Origin of the sequence: Streptomyces sp. NPDC005423, assembly GCF_040606415.1 — a bacterium.
GTDB lineage: Bacteria > Actinomycetota > Actinomycetes > Streptomycetales > Streptomycetaceae > Streptomyces.
This window is the reverse complement of the sequence record NZ_JBEXET010000009.1, coordinates 24,757-48,884: the sequence shown is the minus strand read 5'-3', so window position 1 is coordinate 48,884 and position 24,128 is coordinate 24,757. Positions and strand designations below refer to the sequence as shown.

The following is a 24,128-nucleotide window of genomic DNA, read 5'->3' as shown; positions in this document are numbered from 1 at the left end:
AGGCATGGATGGGCAGGAGCCGCAGAACCATTCCGGAAGAGCTGCTGTTGCTGGCGCTGGACCCGACCACGGGTACCACCGCACAGCCGCAGTCGCTCGACCTTGGTCTGGCCGGAGCACAGCTAGTGGAGCTGGCGCTGGCCGGACGGATAGCCCCAGACGGGGATCGTATCGCCGTGGTAGCCCCACGGCCGACCGGAGATCCGACTTTGGACTCCGCACTGGAGTTGCTGCGCAGGCGTGGCGCTCCCGTACGGGCCGTCCATTGGATTGGCGGGCCCCGCCTGGGGCTGCGCCAGACCTACCTCTCGCATCTGGAACGGTGCGGCATGGTGCATGCCGTGGCGGGTCAGATGTGCGGGGTACTGCCGACGACTCGCTATCAGGCGACCGACACCGAGATCAGCCGGGAGATCAGGTCCAGGCTGGACTCCGCGATCCGTACCGGCGTCCCGCCGGACCCGCGGACCGCGGCGCTCGCCGCGCTGGCGCACGCGGTCGGCCTCGGCAAGCATCTGTATCCGGGCAACGAGGGACGCTCCTCGCGTTCCCGGTTGCGCGACCTGATCAGGCACGACCCGATGGGCGGACTCGTGGCGCACGCCGTGATGGACGTCCAGAACGGTGCGGCCGCTCAGCCGCGCCGCAGCCAGGCTCCGGCCGGCCGTCAGGCCGCACCCGGATCCAGGCCCGCGCCGGAGCCCGCTCATGGGGTTCCGATGCAACCGCGCCGCGGCGGCATGGCGCGCGCCGTGGCCCACTGAGCCGCAGTCCCACGGCTCCGCACGACCGTAGGAGCACCACCGCAGCACCGCACCGCCAACAAGCGCCGCACCGCCAGTCCCCAAGACCCGGTACGGGAGCCGCTGGTCCGAGCGGGGTGCAGAGACGTTACGTCTCCGCACCCCGCTCGGCCGCGTCCGCACCCCTTCGGACCGGACGGGGCCCTGCCGCATATCCCTGGTTCGGCAGCGCCGGTAAGCATCTTGGTGGCAGTCTGCTCAACAGCAGATACGCAAAGTCGCACGCGGCACGTCAGCTGCGACGAGCGACACGTCGTCAGCAGCAATCAGCAAGCGAAGGCACGCAGCCGGAGGTGCACGTCCCGTGGCGTCCAATGTCAATCCCACCGTCAGAAGGCGCCGGTTGGGCCAGGAGTTGCGCCGGCTCCGCGAGCTCAAGGGCATGACGGCCGAAGAGGTCGCCGAGCGCCTCCTGGTCTCCCAGTCGAAGATCAGCCGGCTGGAGAACGGGCGCCGCAGCATCAGCCAGCGTGACGTCCGCGATCTCTGCGGGGTCTACGAGGTCGAGGACCACCGGATCGTCGACTCGCTGATGCAGATGGCCAAGGACTCGCGCCAGCAGGGCTGGTGGCACTCCTTCGGCGACATCCCCTACAGCGTCTACATCGGCCTGGAGACGGACGCGGCGAGCCTCCGCGTCTACGATCCCCAGGTCGTCCCGGGCCTGTTGCAGACCCGGCAGTACGCGGAGGCGCTGATCGCCGGCGCGCTCCCGGAGACCGCCCAGGCCGACATCGACAAGCGCGTCCAGGTACGGCTGCGCCGGCAGGAACGCATCGTCGCCCCGGAGAACCCGCTGCGGCTGTGGACCGTGCTGGACGAGTCCGCGCTGCGCCGGGTCGTCGGCAACCGCTCGCTGATGCGGGACCAGTTGGAGCACCTCGTCGAGCAGTCCCAACTGCCGCACGTCACCGTGCAGGTGATCCCCTTCGACATGGGCGCGCACCCCGGGCTCAACGGGCAGTACGCGATCCTGGAGTTCCCCGACGCGGCGGACTCCAGCGTCGTCTACATCGAGGGCGTCACCAGCGACCTGTACCTGGAGAAGGCGAACGACGTGCAGAAGTACAGCGTGATGTACGAGCACTTGAGGGCGCAGGCGCTGAACGTCGAGCAGTCACGGCAGTTCATCGCGGACATCGCCAAGGAGTATGCGCGCTGAGGCAGTTGGGGAATTGAGGGAACTGAAGGAGCTGAGTGGCGCGCTGACGGGGCTTCGGGGGATGAGGGAGTCGGGCGGGCGAACGGCCCGTACCGACTGACCCGTACAAGCGGGGCGGAAGATACACCCTGCCTCAGGTTGGATGGAAGACCCAAGGGGATATGCCATCCAGACGAGTGAATAGTCGCTTCGCAGGCCGAAGTTGGCGAGTAGCGTCGATCACGCCATCGATTCACACCGATGGCGCAAACCGCGCGACGGGCCCGGGAACGGACCCCCGTGGCGCGGGGGACAGCAACTCACCAACTGGCATTCCGGAGCAAAAATGGCAATTCGTCAGGGCGCCACGGACGCGTGGACCAAGTCGTCGTACTCCACGGGCAACGGCGCGTGCGTCGAGATCAAGTCACCGCTTCTCGCGGCGATGGCCGTCAGGGACTCGAAGGTTCCCGGGGGCCCGACGCTGGCCTTCCCCGCGGAGTCGTGGAACGCCTTCGTCACCGAGGTCGGCAGCGGAGCGTTCGACCGCCACTGACGCGGCACCGGCTCCCCCGACTCCACAAGCACCACCGGCAGGACCGCGTACCAGCACCACCGCACGAGCGGCACAGCACCGAAGAAGGAGCCCTCTCGACCAGTTCGCCGTCTTGGCCGAGAGGGCTCAGGTGTTCGGCTACGCGGCGAGCTGGGCCTCCACCGCCGTCACGACCTCCGCCGACTCCGGCTCGGTCTGCGGGGAGAAGCGGGCCACGACCCGGCCGTCGCGGCCGAGCAGGAACTTCTCGAAGTTCCAGCGGATGTCGCCGCTGTGCCCCTCGGCGTCGGCGAAGCCGACCAGACGCTCGTACAGCGGGTGCCGGCCGGCGCCGTTCACCTCGGCCTTCTCCGTCAACGGGAACGTCACTCCGTAGGTCGCGGAGCAGAACTCGGCGATCTCCTCGGCGCTGCCGGGCTCCTGCCCGAGGAACTGGTTGCACGGGACGCCGAGCACGGTGAAGCCCTGCTCCGCGAACCGTTCCTGCAACCGCTCCAGACCGGTGTACTGCGGGGTCAGTCCGCACTTGGAGGCCACGTTCACCACGAGGACCGCCTTGCCCGCGTACTGCGAGAGGTCCGCCGAGCCGCCCTTGAGAGCGCCGATCTCCACCCCGAGAGGGGAACTCCCCTCCGTACCGTCCGTACCGTTCGAGCCGTTCGTGTCTGCAGTCATAAGCGGATGCTAGCTCCGAAAGGCGCCGTCACCCCCGCTGACCCCGGCCGTTCCGGCCGTTCCGGCCGTTCCTGACGCCTCCACGAGCGCCTCCCCGGCGGCCGTCCGCGAGTACAGCACCGACCGCCCCGAACGCCGGCGCCGCACCAGCCCCGCGTCCAGCAGTATCCGCAGATGGCGGCCGACCGAGCCGAGCCCCTGCCCGGTCACGGCGGTCAGCTGGCTGGTACTCATCGGCGACGCCAGCAGCACCAGCACCCCCGCCCGAGCGGTGCCCAGCAACGTGCCCAGGGCCGCGGGCACCGGCCGCCCGCCGCGGTCGGCGAGCGCGCCCGCGCACGGGTAGACGACCGCGTACCGGTCCGGCTCCTCCCACGACACCCACCCCGCCTTCGGCGTGACCGGCACGAAGAGCAGCTCCGCGCCGGAGATCTCCCGCGGCGGATACTCGTGCGGATTGACCTGGAGCCGGTTCTCCCCGAGCCACCGCGTCCCCGGCCGCAGCGCGTCCAGCACGGCCGCCCAGCCGCCCTCGCCGACCTGCGCGGTCCGCGCGACGACATCGGCCTCCAGCACTCGGCGCCGCCGCTCCCAGGACGGCCGTACGGTCTCCCGCCAGACGTACTCCAGGAGAGCCGCCGCGTGCTCGGGCAGATCGTCGCGCTCCAGCGGGGCGGGGAGCGGACCCGCGAGCGAGACCCGCAGATGGGCCCGCGCCCGCCCGGGGGGCGTCGCCCGTACCCGCTCCACCGCCTCCTCGAACGTCTCCCGGTCCCTCGGTGCCGGGGAGAGGAAGTCGGCGATCCAGGCCCGCCCCAGCCCCGCCCGGATCAGCGGTCCGGTGACCGGATCGGCCGCGAGGCGCGCCCGGTATCCCGGCAACTGCTCGTGCAGCCAGGCCCGTTCACCGGGATGCGCGGCCCGCCCCGAGTGCAGCAGCCTCAGCGCCGCGAAGGTCTCCGCGAACGGCGACAGCACGAACCGGCTCCGCGCGAGCGTGTCGGCGTTCACCTGCCACCAGCCCATGAACATCCCTCTCCCGTACGATGTTTCGCCACCCCGCGAAACAGTACGACCGCGGCCCCGGCCACCGCAGACTTCCCGCATGCGCACCGACCGCCGCCCCCGTCAGGGCTACCAACACCTTTTCCGCACACCGGAGTTCACCCCCCTCTTCATCGCCTCGGCCGCCCAGGGCGCCGCCGGAACCGTGGGCAGTCTGGCCCTGGGCACCCTCGTGTACCGGGCGACGGAATCACCCCTGCTCTCCGCGGTGAGCATGTTCGGGCCGTCGCTGGCCCAGGTGCTGGGCGCCACCACACTGCTCTCGGCGGCCGACCGGCTGCCCCCGAGAGCGACCATGGCGGGCATCGCTCTCGCCTTCGCGGCCGGTACGGCCCTCCTGGCCCTGCCCGGCCTGCCGATCGGTGCCCTCTTCGCCCTCGTACTCGCCCTGGGCCTGGTCGCCTCCCTGGGCGGGGGAGTGCGCTGGGGGCTGCTGAACGAGATCCTCGCCGGGAACGCCAACGGCGGCTATCTGCTGGGGCGTTCGGTCTTCAACATGATGAGCGGACTCACCCAGGTCATCGGGTTCGCGACCGGCGGCGCACTGCTGACCACGCTGTCGCCCCGCGTGGCACTGCTCCTCGCGGCCGTCCTCTACCTCGCCGCGTCGGCCGTACTGCGCCTGGGCCTGTCCGGCCGCCCCCCGCGCACGTCCGGCCGGCCGTCCGTCGCGGCGACCTGGCGCACCAACGCCGTCCTGTGGTCCTCCCGCCCCCGCCGCCTCACCTACCTCGGCCTCTGGCTCCCCAACGGCCTCGTGGTCGGCTGCGAATCCCTCTACGTCTCCTACGCCCCCGGCAGCGCGGGCACCCTCTTCGCCTGCGGGGCGCTGGGCATGCTGGCCGGCGATGTCACGGTGGGCCGCCTGCTGCCACCTGCCGTCCGCCGCCGTACCGCCACCCCGCTGCTGCTCCTACTGGCCCTGCCCTACGCCCTGTTCGTACTCCGGCCGGCCGTACCCCTGGCCGCCGCGCTCGCCGCCGTAGCCTCCGTCGGTTTCGGCGCGAGCCTGGTCCAGCAGGAACGGCTGATGGAACTGACACCCGACGAACTCAGCGGCCACGCCCTGGGATTGCACTCCGCCGGCATGCTCACCATGCAGGGCGTGGCCGCCACCCTGGCCGGCTCCCTGGCCCAACTCACCACCCCCGCAACAGCGATGACCACCATGGCCCTCGCCTCGGCCACCATCACCCTGACCCTGTCCGCACTCGCCCGCCCCAAGAGGGCGATGGCCGACAGCGGACCGGCGGACGGGGTTCCGGACGGCGAAGCGGGCCGACACGTCGGAGGGCGGACGAGGAAGTGAGCTGCCGGCCCAGGAGTTGAGAGCCGGGGAAGCCCGTCCACGCGAGTCCTCGGCGTGTCCCCGGTGCGTCCTCGGTGCGAAGTGCTGTCGGGAGGATCCGCTGGCGGACGCGGGCCGGGCGCGGCGCTTCTCGCGGGTCAGGTCAGGCCGCCGGCAGTTGTTCCGCCCTCAGCCGGCCCGCGCGTACCGCGTCGACCAGGGCTTGGTGGTCGCGCTCGTTCTGGTCGGCGTATGCCTCCGCGAAGGTGGCGAGTGCCCGGTCGAACGAGTCGCCGCCGCCCAGGTACCCGGCGATCGCGATGCGGTCACCGGAACGCGCGTGCGCGCGGGCCAGGGTGACCCCGCACACCTCGCCGAACGCCCGCATGCCCTTCGGCTCCATGCTCTCCGGTACGGCGATGCCCTTCCAGTCGCGCAACTGGCGGACGTAGAAGTCGCGTTGCCTGCCGTCGATGCCGTCCACCCGTTCCCAGCCGAGGAAGATGTCACTGGTGGCTTGCATCAACCGCTGGCCGGAGACCACCCGTTCGCCCTGGTTGCGGTAGCGGCTCGCGCCTACGTGCGCGGCGAGTACCGAGGTGTCGGCTTCCTTGGCCTGGAGGAAGAGCGGGTCCTGGCCGTCGCGGCCGAGCAGGAGGAAGATCCAGCATCGGGTGCCGACGCTGCCGACCCCGACCACCTTGCGGGCGACGTCCGCCAGCCGGTAGTCCTCCAGGAGCGTGCGCCGGTCGGACGTCAGCGTGCTGCCGTACCGCTCGATGAGACCACGGAACTGGCGCTCCAGGGCGCTGCGTTCGAGGTCCGGCAGCAGGTCGCCGGCCGGGATCAGCAGCGGGGGATCCGCCGCGATCCTGCGCCGGCCGTCGGCCGTCTCGGTCAGCTTGTCGAACGCCTGCAAGCTGTCGCGGGTACGGGCCTTCGCCAGAGCGCGGGCCACGTTCTTCTGACCCCGCTTGCGGAGCCGGCCCGCGGCCATCGACTCAAGAAGGTCCGCGTCGATCCTCGCGTACCAGAGGTCGAGGTTGCCCGTCCGGGCGAAACGGATCATCGTCTCGCGGTACGAACGGACCGTGGCGCTCACGATGCCGGCCCGCTCGGCGTCGTCGAAGCCGTTCGCCCGGCCCGCGATGACGAGACTCGCCGAGAGCCGCTTGACGTCCCACTCCCAGGGGCCCGGCAGCGTCTCGTCGAAGTCGTTGATGTCGAACACCAGCCGTCTCTCCGGCGAGGCGAGCAGCCGGAAGTTCAGCATGTGCGCATCCCCGCACAGCTGGGCCGAGAGTCCCGAGCGCGGGCTGTCCGCCAGGTCGGACGCCATGATCGCGGCGGCGCCCCGGTAGAAGCGGAACGGGGACTCCATCATCCGGCCGTAGCGGATCGGGACGAGTTCGGGCACCCGTGCCGCGGACTGCGCCTCCAGGAGCGCCACCGGGTCCGGCCGGTCCGGAGACGGCTTGTACACGGCGTGGGCCGACCGCGGTGAGCGGCGCCGCGCCTCCTTGCCGAGAGCCGCGCGTTCCCCGGGCGTCGTGTGGGGTGCCGCGCGCATGGCCGTGGTCGCTTCGCGGGACATCGAAGGCCCTCCTGCCTGCTCGTTCCTCGGCCGTTGAGATCCCGGCGCAGGGCGCGTCCGCGCGTCGGCGCGCCGGAACGTCGGACGGAGAGCGGCTCGGTGGTCCGCCCTCCGACGCCCGACCGCGCGGATCATCGATTGCCGGGTGGGTGCCCGCTCTCAGCTCTGAGGATCCATTCCGGCGTCGGCGACGGCGATGGCGATACCGAGCGCGGTGGCGATGTTGCCCGCTGCCGTCATGACGCGGGCGGTGCCCACGATGGGAGCGATGGCGACCAGGACGTCCTGCAACTGTTCGGCGGTCAGGCCGGTCCTGAGGGCGGGGTCGATGTGGGCCACGTAGGAGATGGGCGGGGCGTCCGAGGCGGCGAGTGCCGCGATGCGCGTGAGGATGAGCATGTCCGGGGCCATCCCGCACCGCTCCAGTGAGTCGACCGTCATGGCCGCGAGGGTGTCGAGGACAGGTGTTTCCGATGAAGTGGACATGTCGCATGCCCTCCTGGTGAGTTCCGAACCCGAGAGATGGAAGGCGGATCCGCCGCGAGACAGGAGACGGACGCGCGAACGTGGAATTCCCTCAACCGTAGAACGCTTTCGAGCCACACGCATGGGGGGCGGACAGCCGGGCGCTCGGCGCGGCCTCGCCCCACCCCGCGCATCCGCGACGCCCGCTCCGGCCGCCAGCGCGTCCGACGGAGGTCCGGACCGAAGAAGCCGCAGACGCGCTGCGAGTCCCGAGGGAGGAGACACCGCCGGCGACGGAGGCAGCGGGGCAGGAAGCCGAACCGTCCAGGCCGAGGCGGATCACGGCGAGTGCTTCGGCTGTCTCGACGGTCATCTCGTCGTCGGGGCCGAACACCATGCACATGTCCTGGTGCAGTGGTTCGAGGACCTGCCGGGCTTCGGCGGCCCGGCCCCGGGCGAGCAGCAGCATCCCGATGTTGTGCCGCGGTTCCACGGCTTCATCGCTCACGTCGCTGGCGACGGCCCCTACGACGGTCAGCACGCCCTGGAGCGCGACGAGCGCGTCGGTGACCTGGCCGACTCGGAGCGGCACCGGGCTGCCTGGGCGCGGCAGGCGCGGGCCTGCTCGCCGGTGGGTCCGGCGAGGCGGGCGTAGGCGAGGGGGTCGAACTCGGGCAGGGCGGCCCGGTAGTCGCCGCCGAGGAGGCGGATCGCCGCCCGCCGGCGACGCAGCGCCAGGACCTGCTGGCTCTCGGAGCCGAGGGCGTGGGCCGCGCGTACACCTCCTGCGTGCCGGCGGGCCGCGCCTCGGGCGCCTTGCGCAGCAGGTGCAGGACCAGCTCCTCCAGCGCCTGGGGGACTCTGCCAGTTGTGGGGAGTTGACCGACGCCTGCTGGATGAGCTTCACGGCGACGGGCCGGTCGAGCACGGCGTCGTCGTAGCCGCGCCACACGTCCCCCATGCCGCCGTGGCTGAGCTCCTCCAGCAGTTCGTAACGGTCGGAGATCGCCTCCCGCGGCACCTTGCCCGCGGTGTGCGTGGCCGGGGCATCACCCCGCGAACGACGGCAATCAGCGGTTCGCACGGGCGTGCGCGTCACCCCTTCATCGAGTAATGTTGCAGATGCGCAACACCCAGTTAGGTTGGCCTGTTGATTTCCAAAGGAAGGCACCAGGACGGCGATGTCGCCGCCGCCCTGGACCGAGCCCGGAAGGCCGGTTGCCGCGTGATCGCAGACGAGAACGGCCACCGCTGGGGATGGGTGGTCTGCTGTGGTTGCGGAGTGCGCCTCGCCGTGTCCGGCACGCCCAGGAATCCCGGGAACGAGGCGAAGCGCATCGATAGGTTCGTCACGGTGCATCAGCACTGAAAGGAGCGCGACCATGCCCGAGTGGAATTTCACCCTCCGGCTCAATCAGGCCCTCACCCCTGAGCAGGCCGATGCCTTCGACCACTGCGACGCCTTCGCCGATGGATCCGTGTCGTACGTTCTCGGCCCTCAGCCCCCGGAGCGGATCCCCTCGCTCAGCCCGGACGCCGCAGAACTCAGGGAGTTGGTATGCGACGTCGAGGCACCAACGCTTCTGGAAGCCATCGCGCAGGTCTCCCGGGACATCAGGCTGATCCCGGGACTGCACGCCGTCGGGGTCCACCACGACGACATGGTCACCCTCGGAGATGCCGCGCAACGCTGCGGGCGGTCACGGCAGTCCCTGGTGCAGCTCTCCCGGGGACAGCGGGGCCCGGGAGACTTCCCGGAACCGGTCGCCCGTACCGGGGGCACGGTCTTTTACTCGTGGTGGCGCATCGCGGGTTTCCTCCGAGACATCGGCGATGACATCCCGGAAGCCCCCCGTGACCTGATCATTGCCGACCATGCGCTCCGCCTGGCCGACGAGCTGGAAGGGGTCCCCGTCGCACCGGGTACGCTCCGCTCCCTCGGGGTGGTGGCATAGAGCGCGGCACCCGTCGCGTGGGCGCGAGGGCGCTGCGGCCGGTCAGCCTCCCGCCGGCAGGACGCACTCCGCCCACACCGTCTTGCCCGGGCCGTCGGGGCGGGGGTGCCAGTCCCAGCGGTCGGCGAGGTGCTCCACCGGGGAGCAGGCCCCGGCCGGTGTCGCTGAGGTCTGTGGGCGCTTTCTGCGACCGGTCCGCCTTTGGTACGGGTGTCGGTGACCTCGATCCGTTCGGTCGTGGCGCCGGTGGCCAACGCGAGACGGAAGCCGCGGCCGGGGACCCGGCCGTGTCGAACGGCGTTGGCGGCGAGCTCGGCGACGATCGGCGTCAGCGCATGGTGCGCGTCGCAGGCGTAGGTGATGCCCCACGCGTCGAACCGCTGCCCGGCGAGCAGCCGGGCGAGCCGCGCGCCCCGCGAGGTGGAGCTGAAGCGCATCGCTCGTCGGCGGGTCCCGACGCCAGGCAACGCCCGTCGCACAGCAGCGGCACATGGGTCGTCCTCGGAGGCAGCTCCTCCAGGTGGTGGGTGACCAGGACCGACGCGAGCTCCGGGCAGGTGTGCTGAAGCGTGGCGATCCGCTCGATGAGCTGCTCGCGGCCGGCGACGTCCAGGCCGGTCGCGGGTTCCTCGAGCAGCAGCAGTCGCGGACCGGGCATGAGGGCACGAGCGATCAGTGCACGGCCCTGTTCCCCCTGTCCCCCTGGGACAGGGTCGGCGCGAGCGCCCCGAGGAGACTGAGCAGGGTGCTCTTGCCCGCCCCGTTGGCGCCGAGCAGCGCCCAGTGCTCACCGGCGCGTACGGTCAGCGACACCTCGCGCGGGGTCGGGTTCCCGTCGCGGACGACATCCACGCCTTCCAGGCGCAGTACCGGGGTCGTGCTCACGAGGAGACCCGCCCGGAACGGTTCACGGCAGACATGACCGCGTGGACCGACGCGGTCAGGACCGAGGTGTCCCAGCCCACTCCCCAGCAGGTGACCTCGTCCACACGGCCCTCGACGTAGGCGACGGCAGGGCTGCCCGGCCCCGAACCGGTCGCGTGCTCCGCGTAGTTGAGGATGTCGACGGTGACGCCGGCACCCCGGAGCGCGTCCGCGAGCGCGGACAGCGGCCCGTTTCCGGCGCCCTGGCATGAGCGTTCCTCTCCGCCGATGCGCAACGTGCAGGTCAACTGGTGCTCGCCGGGGGCGGGTTCCGTGGCGCTCCAGGACGCCAGGGTGACCGGGCCGTCCAGTGCCGGAGTGACGTACGTGGTACGGAAGAGCTCCCACAACTCCTTGTGGGACAGCTCCTGACCGGTCGCGTCGGTGACGTGCTGGACCGCGCGGGAGAAGTCCGGGCGCATCGTCCGGGGCAGGTCCAGTCCGTGGTGGGTGCGCAGGAGGTGGGCGATGCCCCCCTTGCCGGACTGGGAGTTGATGCGGATGACCTCCTCGTACGTACGCCCGATGTCGCCCGGGTCGATGGGCAGATACGGCACGTTCCACGGGGCATCCTCGACGGGGAGCCCCTTCTCGGCGGCCTGCTCGGCGTGGTGGGCCATGCCCTTGGCGATGGCGTCCTGGTGGGTGCCGGAGAAGGCCGTGTGCACGAGATCGCCCCCGTAGGGGTGGCGGGGGTGGACCGGCAGCCGGTTGCAGTACTCCACCACCTCGCGCACCGCGTCGATGTCGGAGAAGTCGATCATCGGGTTCACGCCCTGCGCGTACAGGTTCAGCGCCAGGGTCACCAGGTCGACGTTCCCGGTGCGCTCACCGTTGCCGAACAGGCAGCCCTCCACGCGCTGCGCGCCTGCCAGGACGGCGAGTTCGGCACAGGCGACGCCGGTGCCGCGGTCGTTGTGCGGGTGGACCGACAGAATCACGGACTCGCGGCGCGCCAGGTGACGGTCCATGTACTCGATCTGGTCCGCGTAGACATTGGGGGTGGCGATCTCCACCGTTGCCGGCAGGTTGTGCACCACCGGCCGGTCCGGGCTCGCCTCCCACAGCTCGGTCAGGCTGTCGCACACGTCCAGGACGAAGTCCGGCTCGGTGAGGTTGAAGACCTCCGGGGAGAACTCGAAGCGGATGTCGGCACCCGGCCGTTCTTCGGCACGCCGCATCAGGTAGGTGGCGGCGTCCCGGATCAGCACGTGGAGCTCGGCCCGGGAGCGGCTCAGGACCACGTCCCGCCACGTGGGCGCGGTCGCGGTGTAGAGGTGGACGAGGGTGCGGGGGAGTCCTTCGACGGAGGCGATGGTCCGGTCGATCAGGTCCCGGCGCGCCGCGGTGAACACGGAGACGGTCACGTCATCGGGGACAGCGCCGCTGCGGGCCAGGTGACGTACGAAGTCGAAGTCGGTTCGGCTGGCCGAGGGGTAACCCACCTCGATCTCCTTGAAGCCCATGGTGACCAGGAGGTCGAACATCCGGCGCTTGCGCTCGGTGTCCATCGGCTCGGCCAGCGCCTGGTTGCCGTCGCGCAGGTCGACCGGCACCCACAGCGGGGCCCGCTCGAGCCGCCGAGACGGCCAGGTCCGGTCCGTCAGGGGCAGGGCGACCCGCTGCTCCACCGGCCGGTAGCGGTGATGGGGCATCGCGCTCGGGCGCTGGGGATTCCAGCGGGGTGAGTCCGCCGGGATGTCACCGGAGGGAGTGCGCAGGGTGCGGAACGCCGCCGCGCTCCGGAAGGAGGAAGCCATCGTGCGGAACTTCTTTCAGTCGGCCGTACGTCGACCGGCGCAGCCCGGTACCCCGCTGCGGGGTGCCGGTCGGGTCAGGCCCCGCAGCGGCAGCCGAGAAGAAGACGCTCGCGCAGCAGCATGCGGGTACAGTAGCGACAACTCAGCTCCTCAGACAACCTGAGTAGTGCGACGCGGGAAAGTGAAGCTCTCATGTCACTAGGTGCCTTGCGGCCGTCCCCTCTGGTCGAGCAGGCCACAGAGCACTTGCGCGAACAGATCACCGGAGGTGAATGGCCCGTCGGGACGAAGCTCCCCGGCGAGACCACCCTGGCCAAGTCCCTCGGTGTGGGGCGCTCCACTGTTCGGGAAGCTCTGCGGGCACTGGCCGGCGCCGGGCTGGTGCAGGCACGCCAGGGCGCCGGTGTCTTCGTCATCGCGACCAAGCCCAGGGAGGACTGGGCCACCCGGCTCCGACAGGCGGCCATCACCGATGTCTACGAGGTCCGGATGCTCGTAGAAGTCGAGGCCGCGCGGTTGGCCGCGCAGCGCCGCACCGACGACGACATCGCCGCGCTGCACGATGCTCTGGCGAGACGTAGGGAGGCTGCGAACTCCGGCAGCCCCAGCAACCCCAGCAACTCGGGCAACGCCGCGTTCGTCGAGGCCGACATCGCCTTGCACGAGGCCGTGGTCGCCGCAGCACACAACCCGGTGCTCACCGGCATGTTCACCGAGTTCGTCCCCGTGCTGAAACGACGGCTACTCGATCTGGTCGACCTGCTCGACCTGCGTTCCGACGATCCGAACCACGGCGACGAAGGCCACACCGCACTGATCAACGCCGTCGTACAAGGGAACGCCGAGGCAGCCGGACGCGCCCTACGGGACGAGCTCGAACAGACTCTGGCCCTGCTCCACTCCCTCTGACGTCGCCCGCCGTTCCGGTTCCCGTCCCCCGTCCCCCGTCCCCTGTCAATCAAGGGACGTGGAACGTGGTCATGCCCGACGGACGCCGATCCACCGATCCGCCGGATCCGCTGTAACGGGTCCTTCCCTGTCCGGCCGGCGCCGACTGCCGCGCCTTGGACTTGATCCGGCTGATGCCGCCCTGTGTCGGGCCGTCCGCTCACGCATCGCTCACGCATCGCTCACGCGCCGCCGACTGCGAAGCAGCGCAAGGTCAGATCTGGCCGAGGTCGATCTCCACCGGGAAGGGGGCCGCTACCTTGAGGACGCCGGTGAGCACGTCTCCGTCCCGGTAGGTCTTCGTCGCGGGATCGAGAACGTAGGTGTACACAAGAGGGACGCCTGTCGCGGCTTGCTCGATCCGCCAGTAGAAGCCGATGCCTGCCTTGGCGTACTGGTCGACCTTCACGATCCGGTCAGTGGTCTCCGAGCCCGGCGACACCACCTCCGCGACCAGCAGCACGTGCTCAGGACGGGTAGGGGCGATGTCGATCATGTCTGCGCGGTACACGACGACGTCCGGGCGGCGATTGGTGAGCGGGACGTCCAGCAACCGGACGTCGAAGTCCGTGTCGGCGTTCCACTCCCGGCCCGCCGCGGCATCCAGGCCGTTCGCCAGAATCCGAGCCAACCGGCTGTGCCGCTTGCCACGCACTCGGACGGCTGACAACGACCATCCCGTCCACGATCTCGATACCGGCGCACTGCTCCTCGGACCAGGACTCGTACTCCTCCGCCGTGATCTGCTCATGCATCCATGCCGGGGCCACCATCTCGGCTGTCATGAAGCACCTCCCGGACACTGTGCCGCGGGCCCGATCCTGCTGGATTCAGCGTACTGTCCGCCACGGTCCGGCACGCTGATCTCGCATACGCCCCCTCCCCGCCGCCCGGCAGCGACCGGCGAGCCCACGACAAGCGAGAAACCGGCGCGGTGGACTCGTCACCGGGGGATCGGAAGAGACGAGCGGCACCACCGAGTCGGTTCAGAGTGCCCTGGCCGATGCCGCTCAGCGGTCCGTACCTGTTCGCGATGTTTGGGCTGCCCGTGACGAATGCAGGGCCTGCCCTAATCGCTCTCTGCGCTCAGGGTCGAAGGCTTGTCGGCGCAAGGCTTCCAACAGGGAGTACTCGGAGTGCTACCTGGTAGCACCGGGTGCTACCGTGGGTGGTATGAGCGTTCAGCCCGAAATCACCCAACGGGATCTGCGTAACCGGTCCCGCGAGATCATGGACGCCATACAGGGTGGCCAGTCGTTCACCGTCACCCGTGACGGACACCCGATCGGTCAGCTCGTCCCGCTGCGCCGACGCCGTCGGTTCGTCTCCCGCCAGGAGTTCGCCGCGATGTCCAGGACCGCGCCCGACACCGACCTCGACGCGTTCCGCGCCGACCAGGAGGCCACGGCCGACACCTACCTGGATGATCCATATGCGCACTGACCGCTCCATGTACGAGCAGGGCCTCCTCGACACCAACATCATGATTTTGCGCCGGTGGGTGGTCCCTGAGGAGCTACCGGACGAAATGGCGATCACGGCCATCACGCTGGCCGAGTTGTCCGCCGGCCCGCACGAGGTCCGTCGCAACGACGAGCACAGCGGCTACGACGAACACGCCGAACGCGCCCGCAGGCTCGACGTCTTGCAACGCGCTGAGCACGAGTTCGACCCCATCCCCTTCGACACCGACGCGGCCCGCATCTACGGTCGCATCTGTGCCGCGGTGATCAGTGCGGGCCGCAAGCCGCGCCGCCGGGTGGCCGACCTGATGATCGCCGCTATCGCTGTGGCCGAGGACCTTCCCCTCTTCACCACCAACCCCGACGATTTCAAAGGGCTGGACGACCTGCTTACCGTCGTACCGGTCACCCGTCCGAAGGTGCCCCACGAAGGCTGACGGCAGGGCGCCGGCTCGGTAGGAACACAACGGACTTCCTGGTCAGAAATCGGCGCAGGCGTATTCGCGCAGCAGGGCCGATCCGGGGGAGTAAGCCCTTCGAACCGGTCCACGGCTGCTGTGCCCCCGGCAGGATTCGAACCTGCGCCACCCGCTTTAGGAGCGGGATCGAATCTCTGACGCGTGGTGCTCTTCTGCCTGGTCAGTACTCCGCAGCACGGCCGCCCCTCCGGATCAGGGTGGCTCCTGTCGCGTAGTCCGCTCACGCGCCGCTCACGCATCCGGCGGTCCTGGGGTGTTCAAGGGGCAAGCGTGCTGCGGGGCCCGAAGGTCGATTTTCTCCCGTGGGTGTACCGGGACAGGAAGAACCCTTCCGAGTCATCCTCTGTCACTAACATATATGTTGCTAACTGCAATGTTAGTATCAGTGAGGAATTTAGGCAACCCGAGAAGGCGGCGACGTGGCAGATTTCGTGGGCAGGCGTCACGAGCTCGAGACGCTGGACCGAGAGCTGGGCAAGGTGACGGCCGGGGTCGGTGGGGAGCGGCCCGGGCGCTGCGTGATGCTTCGAGGGCGCCGCCGGGTGGGTAAGTCGCGGTTGGTGGAGCGGTTCGCCGAGAGGTCCGGTGCGCCGTTCCTCTTCTATGCCGCCACAGGGGCGTCGCCGGGGGCGGACCTGGAACGGCTCGGCCAGGATGCGCAGTCATCCAGCCTTCCGCTGGCGAATCTGCTGTCCGCGGCCCGCCCGGCGAGTTGGGATGCGGCCTTCGACGTGCTGGCGGCGGCACTTCCGCACGACCGGGCGAGTGTTGTGGTCATGGACGAGGTGCCCTATTTGATGGATGCGCAGAGCGCCTTCGAGGGCATGCTTCAGCGGGCCTGGGACCGAGTGCTGGAGAAGAAGCCGGTTCTGCTGGTACTCATCGGTTCCGACCTGTCGATGATGGAGGCGCTGAACAGCTATGGACGCCCGTTCCACCAGCGCGGACGGGAGATGGTGCTGGGTCCGCTCAACCCGGCGGAGGTGGGCGAGATGCTTGGCCTCGAACCTGCCTCGGCTTTCGACGCGGCCTTGATCACCGGTGGGCTGCCTCTGATCTGTGCGGAGTGGGCGCACGGTGCCGGGATGTGGGAGTTCCTGCGGGAGGCGCTCAGTGATCCGGTTTCGGCCTTGCTGGTGTCGGCGGAGCGCTCGCTTGCTGCAGAGTTCCCCCAGCAGGTGCAAGCCCGCACCGTCCTCTCGGCGATCGGCAGCGGTGAGCGGACGTTTTCCAATATTGCTCGCGCCGCGGGCGGGATCGGGGCGACCCCGCTGCAGCGGTCGCTGGGGATCCTTGCGGATAAGCGGGTGATCGCGGCGGAGCTGCCCGTGTCCACGCGGCCTTCGAAGGATCGTCGCTACCGGGTTGCGGATCCCTATCTCCGATTCTGGCTGAAGCTCTTGGGTCCGGCGATGGAGGAGATTGAGCGGGGCAGGGGTGACCTGACGCTGCGGCGCATCCGGGAAAACTGGACCAGTTGGCGTGGCAGGGCCGTTGAACCTCTGGTGCGTGAGGCGCTGGCACGGCTGCTGCCCGATGCGAACCTCCCCGCGGCCCCCGCCGTCGGCGGCTACTGGACCCGTACCCACGACGTCGAGATCGACGTCGTGGGAGCGGACCGGGCGCCGATCGCCAAGGAGCTGTTGTTCGTCGGCTCGGTGAAGTGGCTGGAGAACTCCCCGTTCGACCGGCACGATCTCGCGGCGCTGCACCGACACCGCGCCGCGCTCACGCCTGATCCTGTGCCTGTGATCGCTGTCTCGCGCAGCGGGACCGACTGTTCGGGGCTCGACGCTGCGTACGGACCGGCGGAACTCCTCGCGGCGTGGTCCTCCTGAGCATGCCGGGATACATGTTGGACCGAGGCGTACGGCCTGCCGGTCGGATCCGGGTCGGCCTGGACGCAACTGAGGAGCAGAAGTGCACCCGGATGTTGGTCGCCTGCGCGGGTCGCCCCGCCGTCGACCGGCGCACGATGTTCAGCATGCCACGGACCGTCAGCCGTACCCGGGCCGAGCCGGCCTCGGACAGGTCCACCGCGGCCTCGGCACCGTGCCGACACCCTCGACGAGAACGTCCTTCCGCTCACGCAAACGGCTCCGGACGCGTCGTCCGAGGCCGAATAGAAGCCCTCCCTGAGGGATAAACCCCAGGTCAGAGCGGTAAAGCGTTGTGCCCCCGGCAGGATTCGAACCTGCGACACCCGCTTTAGGAGAGCGGTGCTCTATCCCCTGAGCTACGAAGGCGGGGTTTTGGTGACGTGGGTGGGTTGTGGCCGTGTCACCGCTGACAGTGTAGCGGGTGGCTGTGCTGGGGCGGCCGGGGTTGGGTGGGGGTCAGGAGGGCGGGACTCGGGTGAACCGGCCTGCCACGCGTAGGTCTGCCTCTACCCGTCCCGCTGTTTCGAGGAGGGCGGGGAGGATGTCCTGGACGCACTCCTCGGGGGTGCGGCGGGCGGCGTGGGTGGTGGCGTTGAGGGCGGCGACGACGTGGCCCGTGCGGTCGTGGACCGGGACGGCGATCGAGCGGAGGCCCTCCTCCAACTCCTCGTCGACCAAGGCGTAGCCCTGGGTGCGGACGGTGTTCAGCAGGGCGGTCAGGTGGGCCGGGTCTGTCACCGTGTGCGGGGTCAAGGGGGCGAGCAACTCGGGCTCAATGGGGAGGTGTTGGCGTTCGGGGGGTGGGCGGTGGGCCAGGAGGACGCGGCCCGGGGAGGTGGCGTGGGCGGGGAGGCGGGTGCCGACGGCGATGTTCACGCTCATCACCCGGTTCGTGGCGACCCGGGCCGTGTACTGGATCTCCGGGCCGGTGAGGACCGCCAGGGACGCCGACTCGTGGATGCGGGCGGTGAGGGCGGCGAGGTGGGGGGTGGCGATCTCGGGGAGGGTCGTACGGGACAGGGGTGGGAAGCCGAGGGAGAGGACCCGGGGGGTCAGGGCGAAGCGACGGTCGCCGGCCGGGGTCACCAGGCCGAGGTGTTCGTAGGTGATCAGGGCTCGGCGGGCGGTCGCTCGGGCCAGGCCTGTCGCTGTCGCGACCTCCGTCAGGGTCAGGGTGTCGCGGCCCTCGCCGAAGGCGGTCAGGACGGTGAGTCCGCGGGCGAGGGATTCGATGAACTCCCGGCCCAGTTCGAGCTTGGAGGCGCTTGTCCAGGTCGCGAGGCCGGACGGGGTGACGGGTGTCGCCGGGGGTGCCTCGCGCAGGTCCGCCTCCATCGCCCGCACGGCCGACCGCAGGCGGGGCAGCAGGGTGGTGCGCAGGCCGTCGGCCGTGTGCCTGCTGGTGTGGCTGACCACGTTCGCGGCGCAGACGATCCGTCCGGTACGCGGGTGGCGTACCGGTACCGACACGGCGACCAGGCCCGGTTCGATCAGCTGGTCGTCGAGAGTCCAGCCGTCCTCGCGGGCCTGGTCGACCAGGCGCTCGAAGTCGCCTCCCCGGGGCGGGAGTTCGCGTGGGGGTACGGTCGGGAAGCCGCGGTTCTCGGGGTCCTTCGTCCGGCGTGCCCGCCAGCGGTGCCAGTCGGCCGGGGTCCACTCCGTCGCGAACAGTGCGCCGGGGGCGGTGCGTTCGGCCGGGAGGAGGTCCCCGATGCGGAAGCTGAGGGACATCGCGCGGCGCCGGGTCGCCTGGTGGATGAACCGGATGCCGTCGCGGTCGGCGACCGCCAGCGAGACCGACTCGTCGAGTTCGTCGGCGAGGGCGTCCGCGCGCGCGTCCAGGAGGGCGGGCAGGCGCAGGGCGGCCAGGTAGGCGTTGCCGAGTTCCATCACGCGCGGGGTGAGTACCGCGTCCCGGCCGTCCAGCCGTACGTATCCCATGCGGGCCAGGGTCGCGGTGATCCGGTCGACGGTGGAACGGGCGAGACCGGTGGCCCGTTCCAGTCCGCTAAGGCTCAACATGCCGTCCGCGGCGGTCAGTTGGCGTAGCACGGCGATTCCGCGGAGCAGCGGGGTGACCGCCTCGGCGGGCGGCACGGACACCTCCGGTGCGGTGCCGCCGGCGGCCTCTGTCCCGGCGGCCTGGGTCCCGGCATCCGTGTCGACGTCTGTGCGGGCGTCCGTGCGGGCATCGGCAGCGGTATCGGTCTGGGGGTCGGCGGGCATCGGCTCTCCGGTACGGCGATCTCGGCAGGCTTACCGTAAGCCCGCGCCTTGGTCGCCCGGTCCCATCTCGCGTTCTCGCCCCCGCCTCGGTTACCCGCCTCGCGTTCTCGCCCCCGCCCCCCGTCCTCCGCCTCGCGTCCCCGCGTCCCGTCCTCGTCCCCGGCCCGATCCCCGTCCCGGCCTCCGTTCCCCGCCCTCGCGTCCCCGCCTTCGTCCGCCCACCTTCGTCCGTCCGCCTCCGTTCCCCGCCTCCCGTCCTCGCCCCGCCCCGCCTAGCGTCCCCGCCCCGCCCCGTCTGGCTTCTCCGTGTCCTGCCTCGCGCCCCGCCCCCCGCCCCGCTCCCGCCCCCCCTCACCACCCCCGTCCCACCGTCACCCGGTAGTTGCCCGACTGGTCCGTGCCTGTCACCGTGACCTGGATTCCCGAGTGGGGGTCCCGGAACGTCTCGCCCGGGGTGAACGGTGCGTCGGAGAGTTCGGCCTGGATGTTGGGGCCGCGGGTGCAGCCGCCGCTGTCGCGGTGGGCGTCGTAGACCCTGATGGGGCCGCGGCCGGTGTCGATGTCGGCCTCGACCTTGTAGATGAGGATGCCGGGGCGGCAGACGGACTCGTCGTTGCCCTCGTGGGTGCGGAGTTCGAGGGCGTATCCGGTGCGGCGGTCGATGGGGACGATGACGAGCTTCGGGCCGCCGGGGCGTTCCAGCGGGGTCAGGGTGTACTCGGCGGGGCCGGGGCCGGACGCGCAGCTCACCTGGGTGGGGTCCAGCCAGCCGAGTTTCCACTTGTGCCAGCCGAGGAAGTCGTTGTCGGCGCCCCAGTCCTCGCTCATGATGTCCCAGTGGCCGACCGAGCCGCCGCCGTCCTGGGTGTAGAGGTCGGGCAGGCCGAAGACGTGGCCGTTCTCGTGGGGCAGGACGCGGTAGCCGGTCCGGGAGTAGGAGCCGGAGCCGTCGTCCTGGCGGGAGTAGATGAAGGAGGCGTTGGCCACGGGGACGCCGTCCGCCACGGGTGCGTCCGGGTTGCCGGCGAAGGTGACGGACAGGACCGTGTCCAGCGCGGAGGGTCCCGCGTTCGGGGTGACCAGGACGTTGAGCAGGTCGTAGCGGCGGAAGTCGACCTCCGGGTCGGCCGCGGCCACGATGTCCTGGACCAGGCGCCGGTAGCCGGGTTCGAAGGGGGCGCCGCGTTCTATGCCGTACGCGCGGAACGGCTTGGGCATGCGCAGCCAGTGCGTGACCGGGGTCTCGGGGCGGTAGTCGAGGCGGCCGTAGGAGCTGGTGCGGAACCACTGCTGGGTCTTGGGGAAGAACTCGCGGTAGCGGTCCAGGGCGGCGCCCGCGCCGGGGGCGTCGGAGAAGTCGACCATCAGGGTCAGGGCGTGGACCGTGCCGGTGGAGCGGGAGTAGCCGCCGGGTGTGGGGATGCCCTCGGACATCTGGACGTCGGCGGGACCGTTGATCTTGCAGGGGCCGAGTGCGGAGGTGTGGGTGGGCGCGACGGGGCCCGCCGCCGTCGTGGAGCCCGGGGTGAGGCGTCCGGTTCCCGCCGAGGTGCTGAGCGCCAGGGTCAGGACGGTCACGGACGCGAGGGCGGCCACGCGGCGGGGGCGTATCCGACGGCTGGGCTGCATGCAGGGACCCTTCGCGCCGCGGCAGCCGCCGGTCTCCGACTGCACCCTTCCGATCACCCTGTGTCGTGGGGTGGCCGGGCGCGCGCTGGGGGAGACCGACCGTGTGGTTCCCGCGAGGGGGCAGGGGAGGGGCCGGCGGAGGGTGTGACCCAGGTCACGGTGATTATTTCCGAGAGCGGGAAATAACCGGGGATCGTTTCCCCGTTTAGCCCTGTGTCCGAGCGAAACGGGGAGCTGATCCCCGGATCGCCCCAGCAGCCCGAGGAGTACACCGTGTCGACCGCCACCCCCGTACAGCGAAAGGTGACCCGGCCGCGCGCCGACGCTTTGCGCAACCGGGAGCGGATCGTCACCGCCGCCCGCGAGATGTTCGTCGAGTTCGGGCCGGACGTGCCGCTCGACGAGATCGCCCGCCGGGCCGGCGTCGGCAACGCCACGTTGTACCGGAACTTCCCCGACCGTGACGCCCTCGTCCGCGAGGTCGTCTGCTCGGTCATGGACCGCACGTCGGAGGCGGCGGAGCAGGCGCTCGCCGAGACCGGTGACGCCTTCGCCGCTCTGGAGCGCTTCGTGCACGTCTCCGCCGACGAGCGGATCAGCGCGCTGTGCCCGATGATCTCCAGCACGTTCGACCAGTACCATCCGGACCTCGAAGCGGCGCGCGAGCGCGTCGAGCAGCTCATCGACGAGGTCATGGACCGGGCGAGGACGGCCGGGCAACTCCGGTCCGACGTGGGTGTCGGCGACCTGATGGTCGCCGTGGCCCAGCTCAGCCGGCCCCCGGCCGGCACCGGATGCCTCAGCGCCGACCGCTTCGTACACCGACACCTGCAGCTGTTCCTGGACGGACTGCGGGCCCCGGCCCGCTCGGTCCTGCCCGGCACGGCGGCGACGATGGAGGACCTCCGGCAGCCCTGACCGACCAGTCCGGCACTTCACGGCCGTCTCACCAGCAAGCTTTCCCTTACTTACTGACAGACCTCCGGCTCTCGTCGTCGTAGACGAGCCGTCCCCGGTCACACCCTTTTTCCGTCACGAAGTCCCGAAGTGGGTACACCCATGTCTGAAACAGCCCGTAGCGTCCCAGGCGCTCCCGACAAGGCCTCCGACGCCCATTCCAACCGGTGGAAGGCGCTCGCCTTCATCGCGCTCGCCCAGCTGATGGTCGTGCTCGACGCGACCATCGTGAACATCGCCCTGCCGTCCGCCCAGGCGGACCTCGGCATCACCGACGGCAACCGGCAGTGGGTCGTCACCGCCTACGCCCTGGCCTTCGGCGGACTGCTGCTCTTCGGCGGCCGGATAGCCGACCTGTGGGGGCGCAAGCGTGCCTTCGTCGTCGGTCTGACCGGCTTCGCCGCCGCCTCCGCGCTCGGCGGCATGGCGACCTCCGGCGCGATGATGTTCGGCGCCCGTGCCCTCCAGGGCGCGTTCGGCGCACTGCTCGCGCCCGCCGCGCTCTCCCTGCTCGCCGTCATGTTCACGGATGCCAAGGAGCGCGCCAAGGCGTTCGGCATCTACGGTGCGATCGCCGGTGGCGGCGGCGCCGTCGGCTTCATCCTCGGCGGTGTGCTGACCGAGTACATGAACTGGCGCTGGACGTTCTTCGTCAACATCCCGTTCGCGATCATCGCGGCGGCCGGCGCCTACTTCGTCATCCGTGAGCCCGAGGGCGGCCGCAACCGCAACCCCCTCGACATCCCGGGCGTCCTGCTCTCCACCCTCGGCCTGGTCTCCCTCGTCTACGGCTTCACCCGCGCCGCGTCCGACGGCTGGGGCGACTCGATCACCGTCGGCCTGTTCGTCGCCTCCGCGGTGCTGCTGATCGCCTTCGTCGTCACCGAGGCCAAGGTCAAGGCCCCGCTGCTGCCGCTGCGCGTGGTAACCGACCGCAACCGCGGCGGGATCTACCTCTCGCTCGGTATCGCCATCATCGCGATGTTCGGCACGTTCCTGTTCCTCACGTACTACCTCCAGGTCGTGAAGGGCTTCTCGCCCATCAAGACCGGCTTCGCCTTCATGCCGATGATCGTGGGCATGATGATCGGCTCCACCCAGATCGGCACCCGCCTGATGACCCGGCTGCCGGCCCGGCTTCTGATGGGCCCCGGCTTCCTGGTCGCCGCCGTCGGCATGCTGCTGATGACGCGCCTGGAGATCGGCTCGTCGTACGCCTCGACGATCCTGCCGGCGATGCTGCTGCTCGGTCTCGGCATGGGTACGGCCTTCATGCCGGCGATGTCCCTGGCCACCCTGGGCGTCGAGCCCCGGGACGCCGGTGTCGCCTCCGCGATGGTCAACACCTCGCAGCAGGTGGGCGGCGCGATCGGCACCGCCCTGCTGAACACGATCGCCGCCTCCGCGACGACCGCGTACATCAAGGACCACATCGGCGGCGCGACGTCCAAGACCCAGGCGCAGCTGGTCCAGCTCCAGGGTCAGGTGCACGGCTACACCAACGCCATCTGGTTCGCCGTCGGCATGCTGGTGGCGGCCTCGGTGATCGTCTCGGTCCTCGTCACCGCCGGCAAGCAGGGCTCCGGCCCGGTCGTCGCCTCCGGTGAGGGCGCCGAGGAGGAGCTGCCGATCCCGGTGGTCGCCCACTGACGGAGGGCGTCCGGCCGTACCCCTTCGTGGTCCTTCGCACGACCAGCACCACCGGTACCGCCCGTACGTACGGGGAGGGGACGCTCCGTACGTACGGCCTCCGGGACCTGCCCCGGCCCGCCGGGCGAGCGGCTCAGCGGAGCCAGGGCAGGTCCGCACCCGCTTCGTTCGGCTGAAGTCCCTCGGCGATGATCTCCATGATCTCGCCGAGGGACTTCCGCTGTTCCGGGGTCAGCCGCGCGAACAGCGCCTGCCGTACGGCGCTCACATGGCCCGGCGCGCTGCGGTGCAGCACCCGCTCGCCCTCGTCCGTCAGCACCGCGAACTGGCCGCGCCGGTCGGAGGGGCAGTCCTCGCGGCGCGCCCAGCCGTTCTTCTCCAGGCGGGCGACGGCGTGCGAGAGGCGCGAGCGGGTGATCTTGGCGTCCCTCGCCAGCTCGGTCATCCGCAGTCGGCGCTCCGGGGCCTCGGCGAGCTGGACTAGCAGGCCGTAGTAGATGTGCGGCATCCCCGCGTCGCGCTGGAGCTGGCGGTCGAGGTGGTCGTCGAGGAGCGTGGTGGCGTGCTGGTAGAAGCGCCAGACGCGCTGCTCCTCGGCGGTGAGCCAGCGGGGTTCCGCGGCGGGTGCCGCTTCTTCGGTGGAGGCCGGTGCCGTGTTCATGGACCCCAC

The 24,128-nt window shown here is 70.5% G+C and carries 20 protein-coding genes, 1 tRNA gene and 3 pseudogenes; 11 read left to right on the top strand and 13 right to left on the bottom strand.

The annotated features are described in order from the left end of the window. Window positions 1-8 precede the first annotated feature (8 nt). The 3 genes from ABZT12_RS13195 (at window position 9) to ABZT12_RS13185 (ending at window position 2,500) form a co-directional block, all read left to right on the top strand. Window positions 9-764, top strand: a complete 756-nt coding sequence (locus ABZT12_RS13195; RefSeq protein WP_356382020.1) for a GPP34 family phosphoprotein — start codon at window positions 9-11, stop codon at window positions 762-764. A gap of 343 nt (window positions 765-1,107) precedes the next feature. Next, the gene (locus tag ABZT12_RS13190; protein WP_356382017.1) at window positions 1,108-1,965 is read left to right on the top strand and encodes a helix-turn-helix transcriptional regulator; all 858 of its coding nucleotides are present in this window, start codon (window positions 1,108-1,110) and stop codon (window positions 1,963-1,965) included. Between the two features lie 325 nt (window positions 1,966-2,290). After that, the gene (locus ABZT12_RS13185) at window positions 2,291-2,500 is read left to right on the top strand and encodes a DUF397 domain-containing protein (RefSeq protein WP_356382015.1); all 210 of its coding nucleotides are present in this window, start codon (window positions 2,291-2,293) and stop codon (window positions 2,498-2,500) included. A gap of 138 nt (window positions 2,501-2,638) precedes the next feature. On the opposite strand, the gene ABZT12_RS13180 is transcribed toward ABZT12_RS13185, so the two are convergent. Further along, window positions 2,639-3,175 (bottom strand): glutathione peroxidase, encoded by a 537-nt coding sequence (locus tag ABZT12_RS13180; protein ID WP_356382013.1) that lies wholly within the window; start codon window positions 3,173-3,175, stop codon window positions 2,639-2,641. Window positions 3,176-3,184: 9 nt separating this feature from the next. Beyond that, entirely contained in the window at window positions 3,185-4,201 is a 1,017-nt protein-coding gene (locus tag ABZT12_RS13175; protein ID WP_356382011.1) for an ArsR family transcriptional regulator, read from the bottom strand. A 79-nt stretch (window positions 4,202-4,280) separates the two neighbouring features. Between ABZT12_RS13175 and ABZT12_RS13170 the strand changes: the two genes are divergently transcribed. Further along, window positions 4,281-5,549 carry an MFS transporter gene (locus ABZT12_RS13170; protein WP_356382008.1) on the top strand — a complete coding sequence of 423 codons (1,269 nt, stop codon included), beginning with the start codon at window positions 4,281-4,283 and terminating at the stop codon, window positions 5,547-5,549. Window positions 5,550-5,691: 142 nt separating this feature from the next. Here ABZT12_RS13170 and ABZT12_RS13165 read toward each other — a convergent pair whose 3' ends face one another. From ABZT12_RS13165 to ABZT12_RS13155, 3 genes are all read right to left on the bottom strand, one after another. Then, a complete protein-coding gene (locus ABZT12_RS13165) occupies window positions 5,692-7,122 on the bottom strand; it encodes a DUF2252 domain-containing protein (RefSeq protein ID WP_356382004.1) in 1,431 nt (476 codons plus the stop codon). Between the two features lie 159 nt (window positions 7,123-7,281). Beyond that, window positions 7,282-7,608, bottom strand: a complete 327-nt coding sequence (locus ABZT12_RS13160; protein WP_356382001.1) for a carboxymuconolactone decarboxylase family protein — start codon at window positions 7,606-7,608, stop codon at window positions 7,282-7,284. 91 nt (window positions 7,609-7,699) lie between these two features. Continuing rightward, on the bottom strand, window positions 7,700-8,179 hold the full coding sequence (locus ABZT12_RS13155; RefSeq protein WP_356381998.1) for a hypothetical protein: 480 nt from the start codon (window positions 8,177-8,179) through the stop codon (window positions 7,700-7,702). Window positions 8,180-8,969: 790 nt separating this feature from the next. Here ABZT12_RS13155 and ABZT12_RS13150 point away from each other — a divergent pair. After that, window positions 8,970-9,542 carry a hypothetical protein gene (locus tag ABZT12_RS13150; protein ID WP_356381995.1) on the top strand — a complete coding sequence of 191 codons (573 nt, stop codon included), beginning with the start codon at window positions 8,970-8,972 and terminating at the stop codon, window positions 9,540-9,542. Window positions 9,543-9,981: 439 nt separating this feature from the next. Here ABZT12_RS13150 and ABZT12_RS13145 read toward each other — a convergent pair. Then, window positions 9,982-10,403 (bottom strand): annotated as a pseudogene (locus tag ABZT12_RS13145) (ATP-binding cassette domain-containing protein); the annotation flags it as partial. A gap of 20 nt (window positions 10,404-10,423) precedes the next feature. Continuing rightward, window positions 10,424-12,226 (bottom strand): 2-isopropylmalate synthase, encoded by a 1,803-nt coding sequence (gene leuA, locus ABZT12_RS13140; protein ID WP_356381992.1) that lies wholly within the window; start codon window positions 12,224-12,226, stop codon window positions 10,424-10,426. Between the two features lie 192 nt (window positions 12,227-12,418). Here leuA and ABZT12_RS13135 point away from each other — a divergent pair, with 192 nt between their 5' ends. Next, window positions 12,419-13,135, top strand: a complete 717-nt coding sequence (locus ABZT12_RS13135; protein WP_356381989.1) for a FadR/GntR family transcriptional regulator — start codon at window positions 12,419-12,421, stop codon at window positions 13,133-13,135. Window positions 13,136-13,388: 253 nt separating this feature from the next. Here ABZT12_RS13135 and ABZT12_RS13130 read toward each other — a convergent pair. Then, window positions 13,389-13,959 (bottom strand): annotated as a pseudogene (locus ABZT12_RS13130) (Uma2 family endonuclease). A 388-nt stretch (window positions 13,960-14,347) separates the two neighbouring features. Between ABZT12_RS13130 and ABZT12_RS13125 the strand changes: the two are divergent. From ABZT12_RS13125 to ABZT12_RS13115, 3 genes are all read left to right on the top strand, one after another. Further along, window positions 14,348-14,617 carry a type II toxin-antitoxin system prevent-host-death family antitoxin gene (locus tag ABZT12_RS13125; protein WP_356381986.1) on the top strand — a complete coding sequence of 90 codons (270 nt, stop codon included), beginning with the start codon at window positions 14,348-14,350 and terminating at the stop codon, window positions 14,615-14,617. Beyond that, window positions 14,607-15,074 (top strand): type II toxin-antitoxin system VapC family toxin, encoded by a 468-nt coding sequence (locus ABZT12_RS13120; RefSeq protein WP_356381983.1) that lies wholly within the window; start codon window positions 14,607-14,609, stop codon window positions 15,072-15,074. Before ABZT12_RS13125 ends, ABZT12_RS13120 begins: the two co-directional genes overlap by 11 nt. A gap of 461 nt (window positions 15,075-15,535) precedes the next feature. Further along, on the top strand, window positions 15,536-16,954 hold the full coding sequence (locus tag ABZT12_RS13115) for a DUF234 domain-containing protein (RefSeq protein ID WP_356381980.1): 1,419 nt from the start codon (window positions 15,536-15,538) through the stop codon (window positions 16,952-16,954). Between the two features lie 85 nt (window positions 16,955-17,039). On the opposite strand, the pseudogene ABZT12_RS13110 reads toward ABZT12_RS13115, so the two are convergent. The 4 genes and pseudogenes from ABZT12_RS13110 to ABZT12_RS13095 all read right to left on the bottom strand — a co-directional run. Beyond that, a pseudogene (locus ABZT12_RS13110) lies at window positions 17,040-17,197 on the bottom strand (NAD(P)/FAD-dependent oxidoreductase); the annotation flags it as partial. Window positions 17,198-17,289: 92 nt separating this feature from the next. Beyond that, window positions 17,290-17,362, bottom strand: a tRNA-Arg gene (locus ABZT12_RS13105). A 90-nt stretch (window positions 17,363-17,452) separates the two neighbouring features. Next, on the bottom strand, window positions 17,453-19,222 hold the full coding sequence (locus ABZT12_RS13100) for an IclR family transcriptional regulator C-terminal domain-containing protein (RefSeq protein ID WP_356381977.1): 1,770 nt from the start codon (window positions 19,220-19,222) through the stop codon (window positions 17,453-17,455). Between the two features lie 351 nt (window positions 19,223-19,573). Then, window positions 19,574-20,851: a M6 family metalloprotease domain-containing protein gene (locus ABZT12_RS13095; protein ID WP_356381975.1), complete on the bottom strand. Its 1,278-nt coding sequence runs from the start codon at window positions 20,849-20,851 to the stop codon at window positions 19,574-19,576. Between the two features lie 273 nt (window positions 20,852-21,124). On the opposite strand from ABZT12_RS13095, the gene ABZT12_RS13090 reads away from it, so the two are divergent. Continuing rightward, the gene (locus ABZT12_RS13090; protein WP_356382357.1) at window positions 21,125-21,769 is read left to right on the top strand and encodes a TetR/AcrR family transcriptional regulator; all 645 of its coding nucleotides are present in this window, start codon (window positions 21,125-21,127) and stop codon (window positions 21,767-21,769) included. A gap of 141 nt (window positions 21,770-21,910) precedes the next feature. After that, complete coding sequence (locus ABZT12_RS13085) at window positions 21,911-23,458, top strand: MFS transporter (protein WP_356381973.1); 1,548 nt, start codon at window positions 21,911-21,913, stop codon at window positions 23,456-23,458. A gap of 133 nt (window positions 23,459-23,591) precedes the next feature. Here the strand turns inward: ABZT12_RS13085 and ABZT12_RS13080 are convergent, their stop codons facing one another. Continuing rightward, entirely contained in the window at window positions 23,592-24,119 is a 528-nt protein-coding gene (locus tag ABZT12_RS13080) for a MarR family transcriptional regulator (RefSeq protein ID WP_356381970.1), read from the bottom strand. Window positions 24,120-24,128 lie beyond the last annotated feature (9 nt).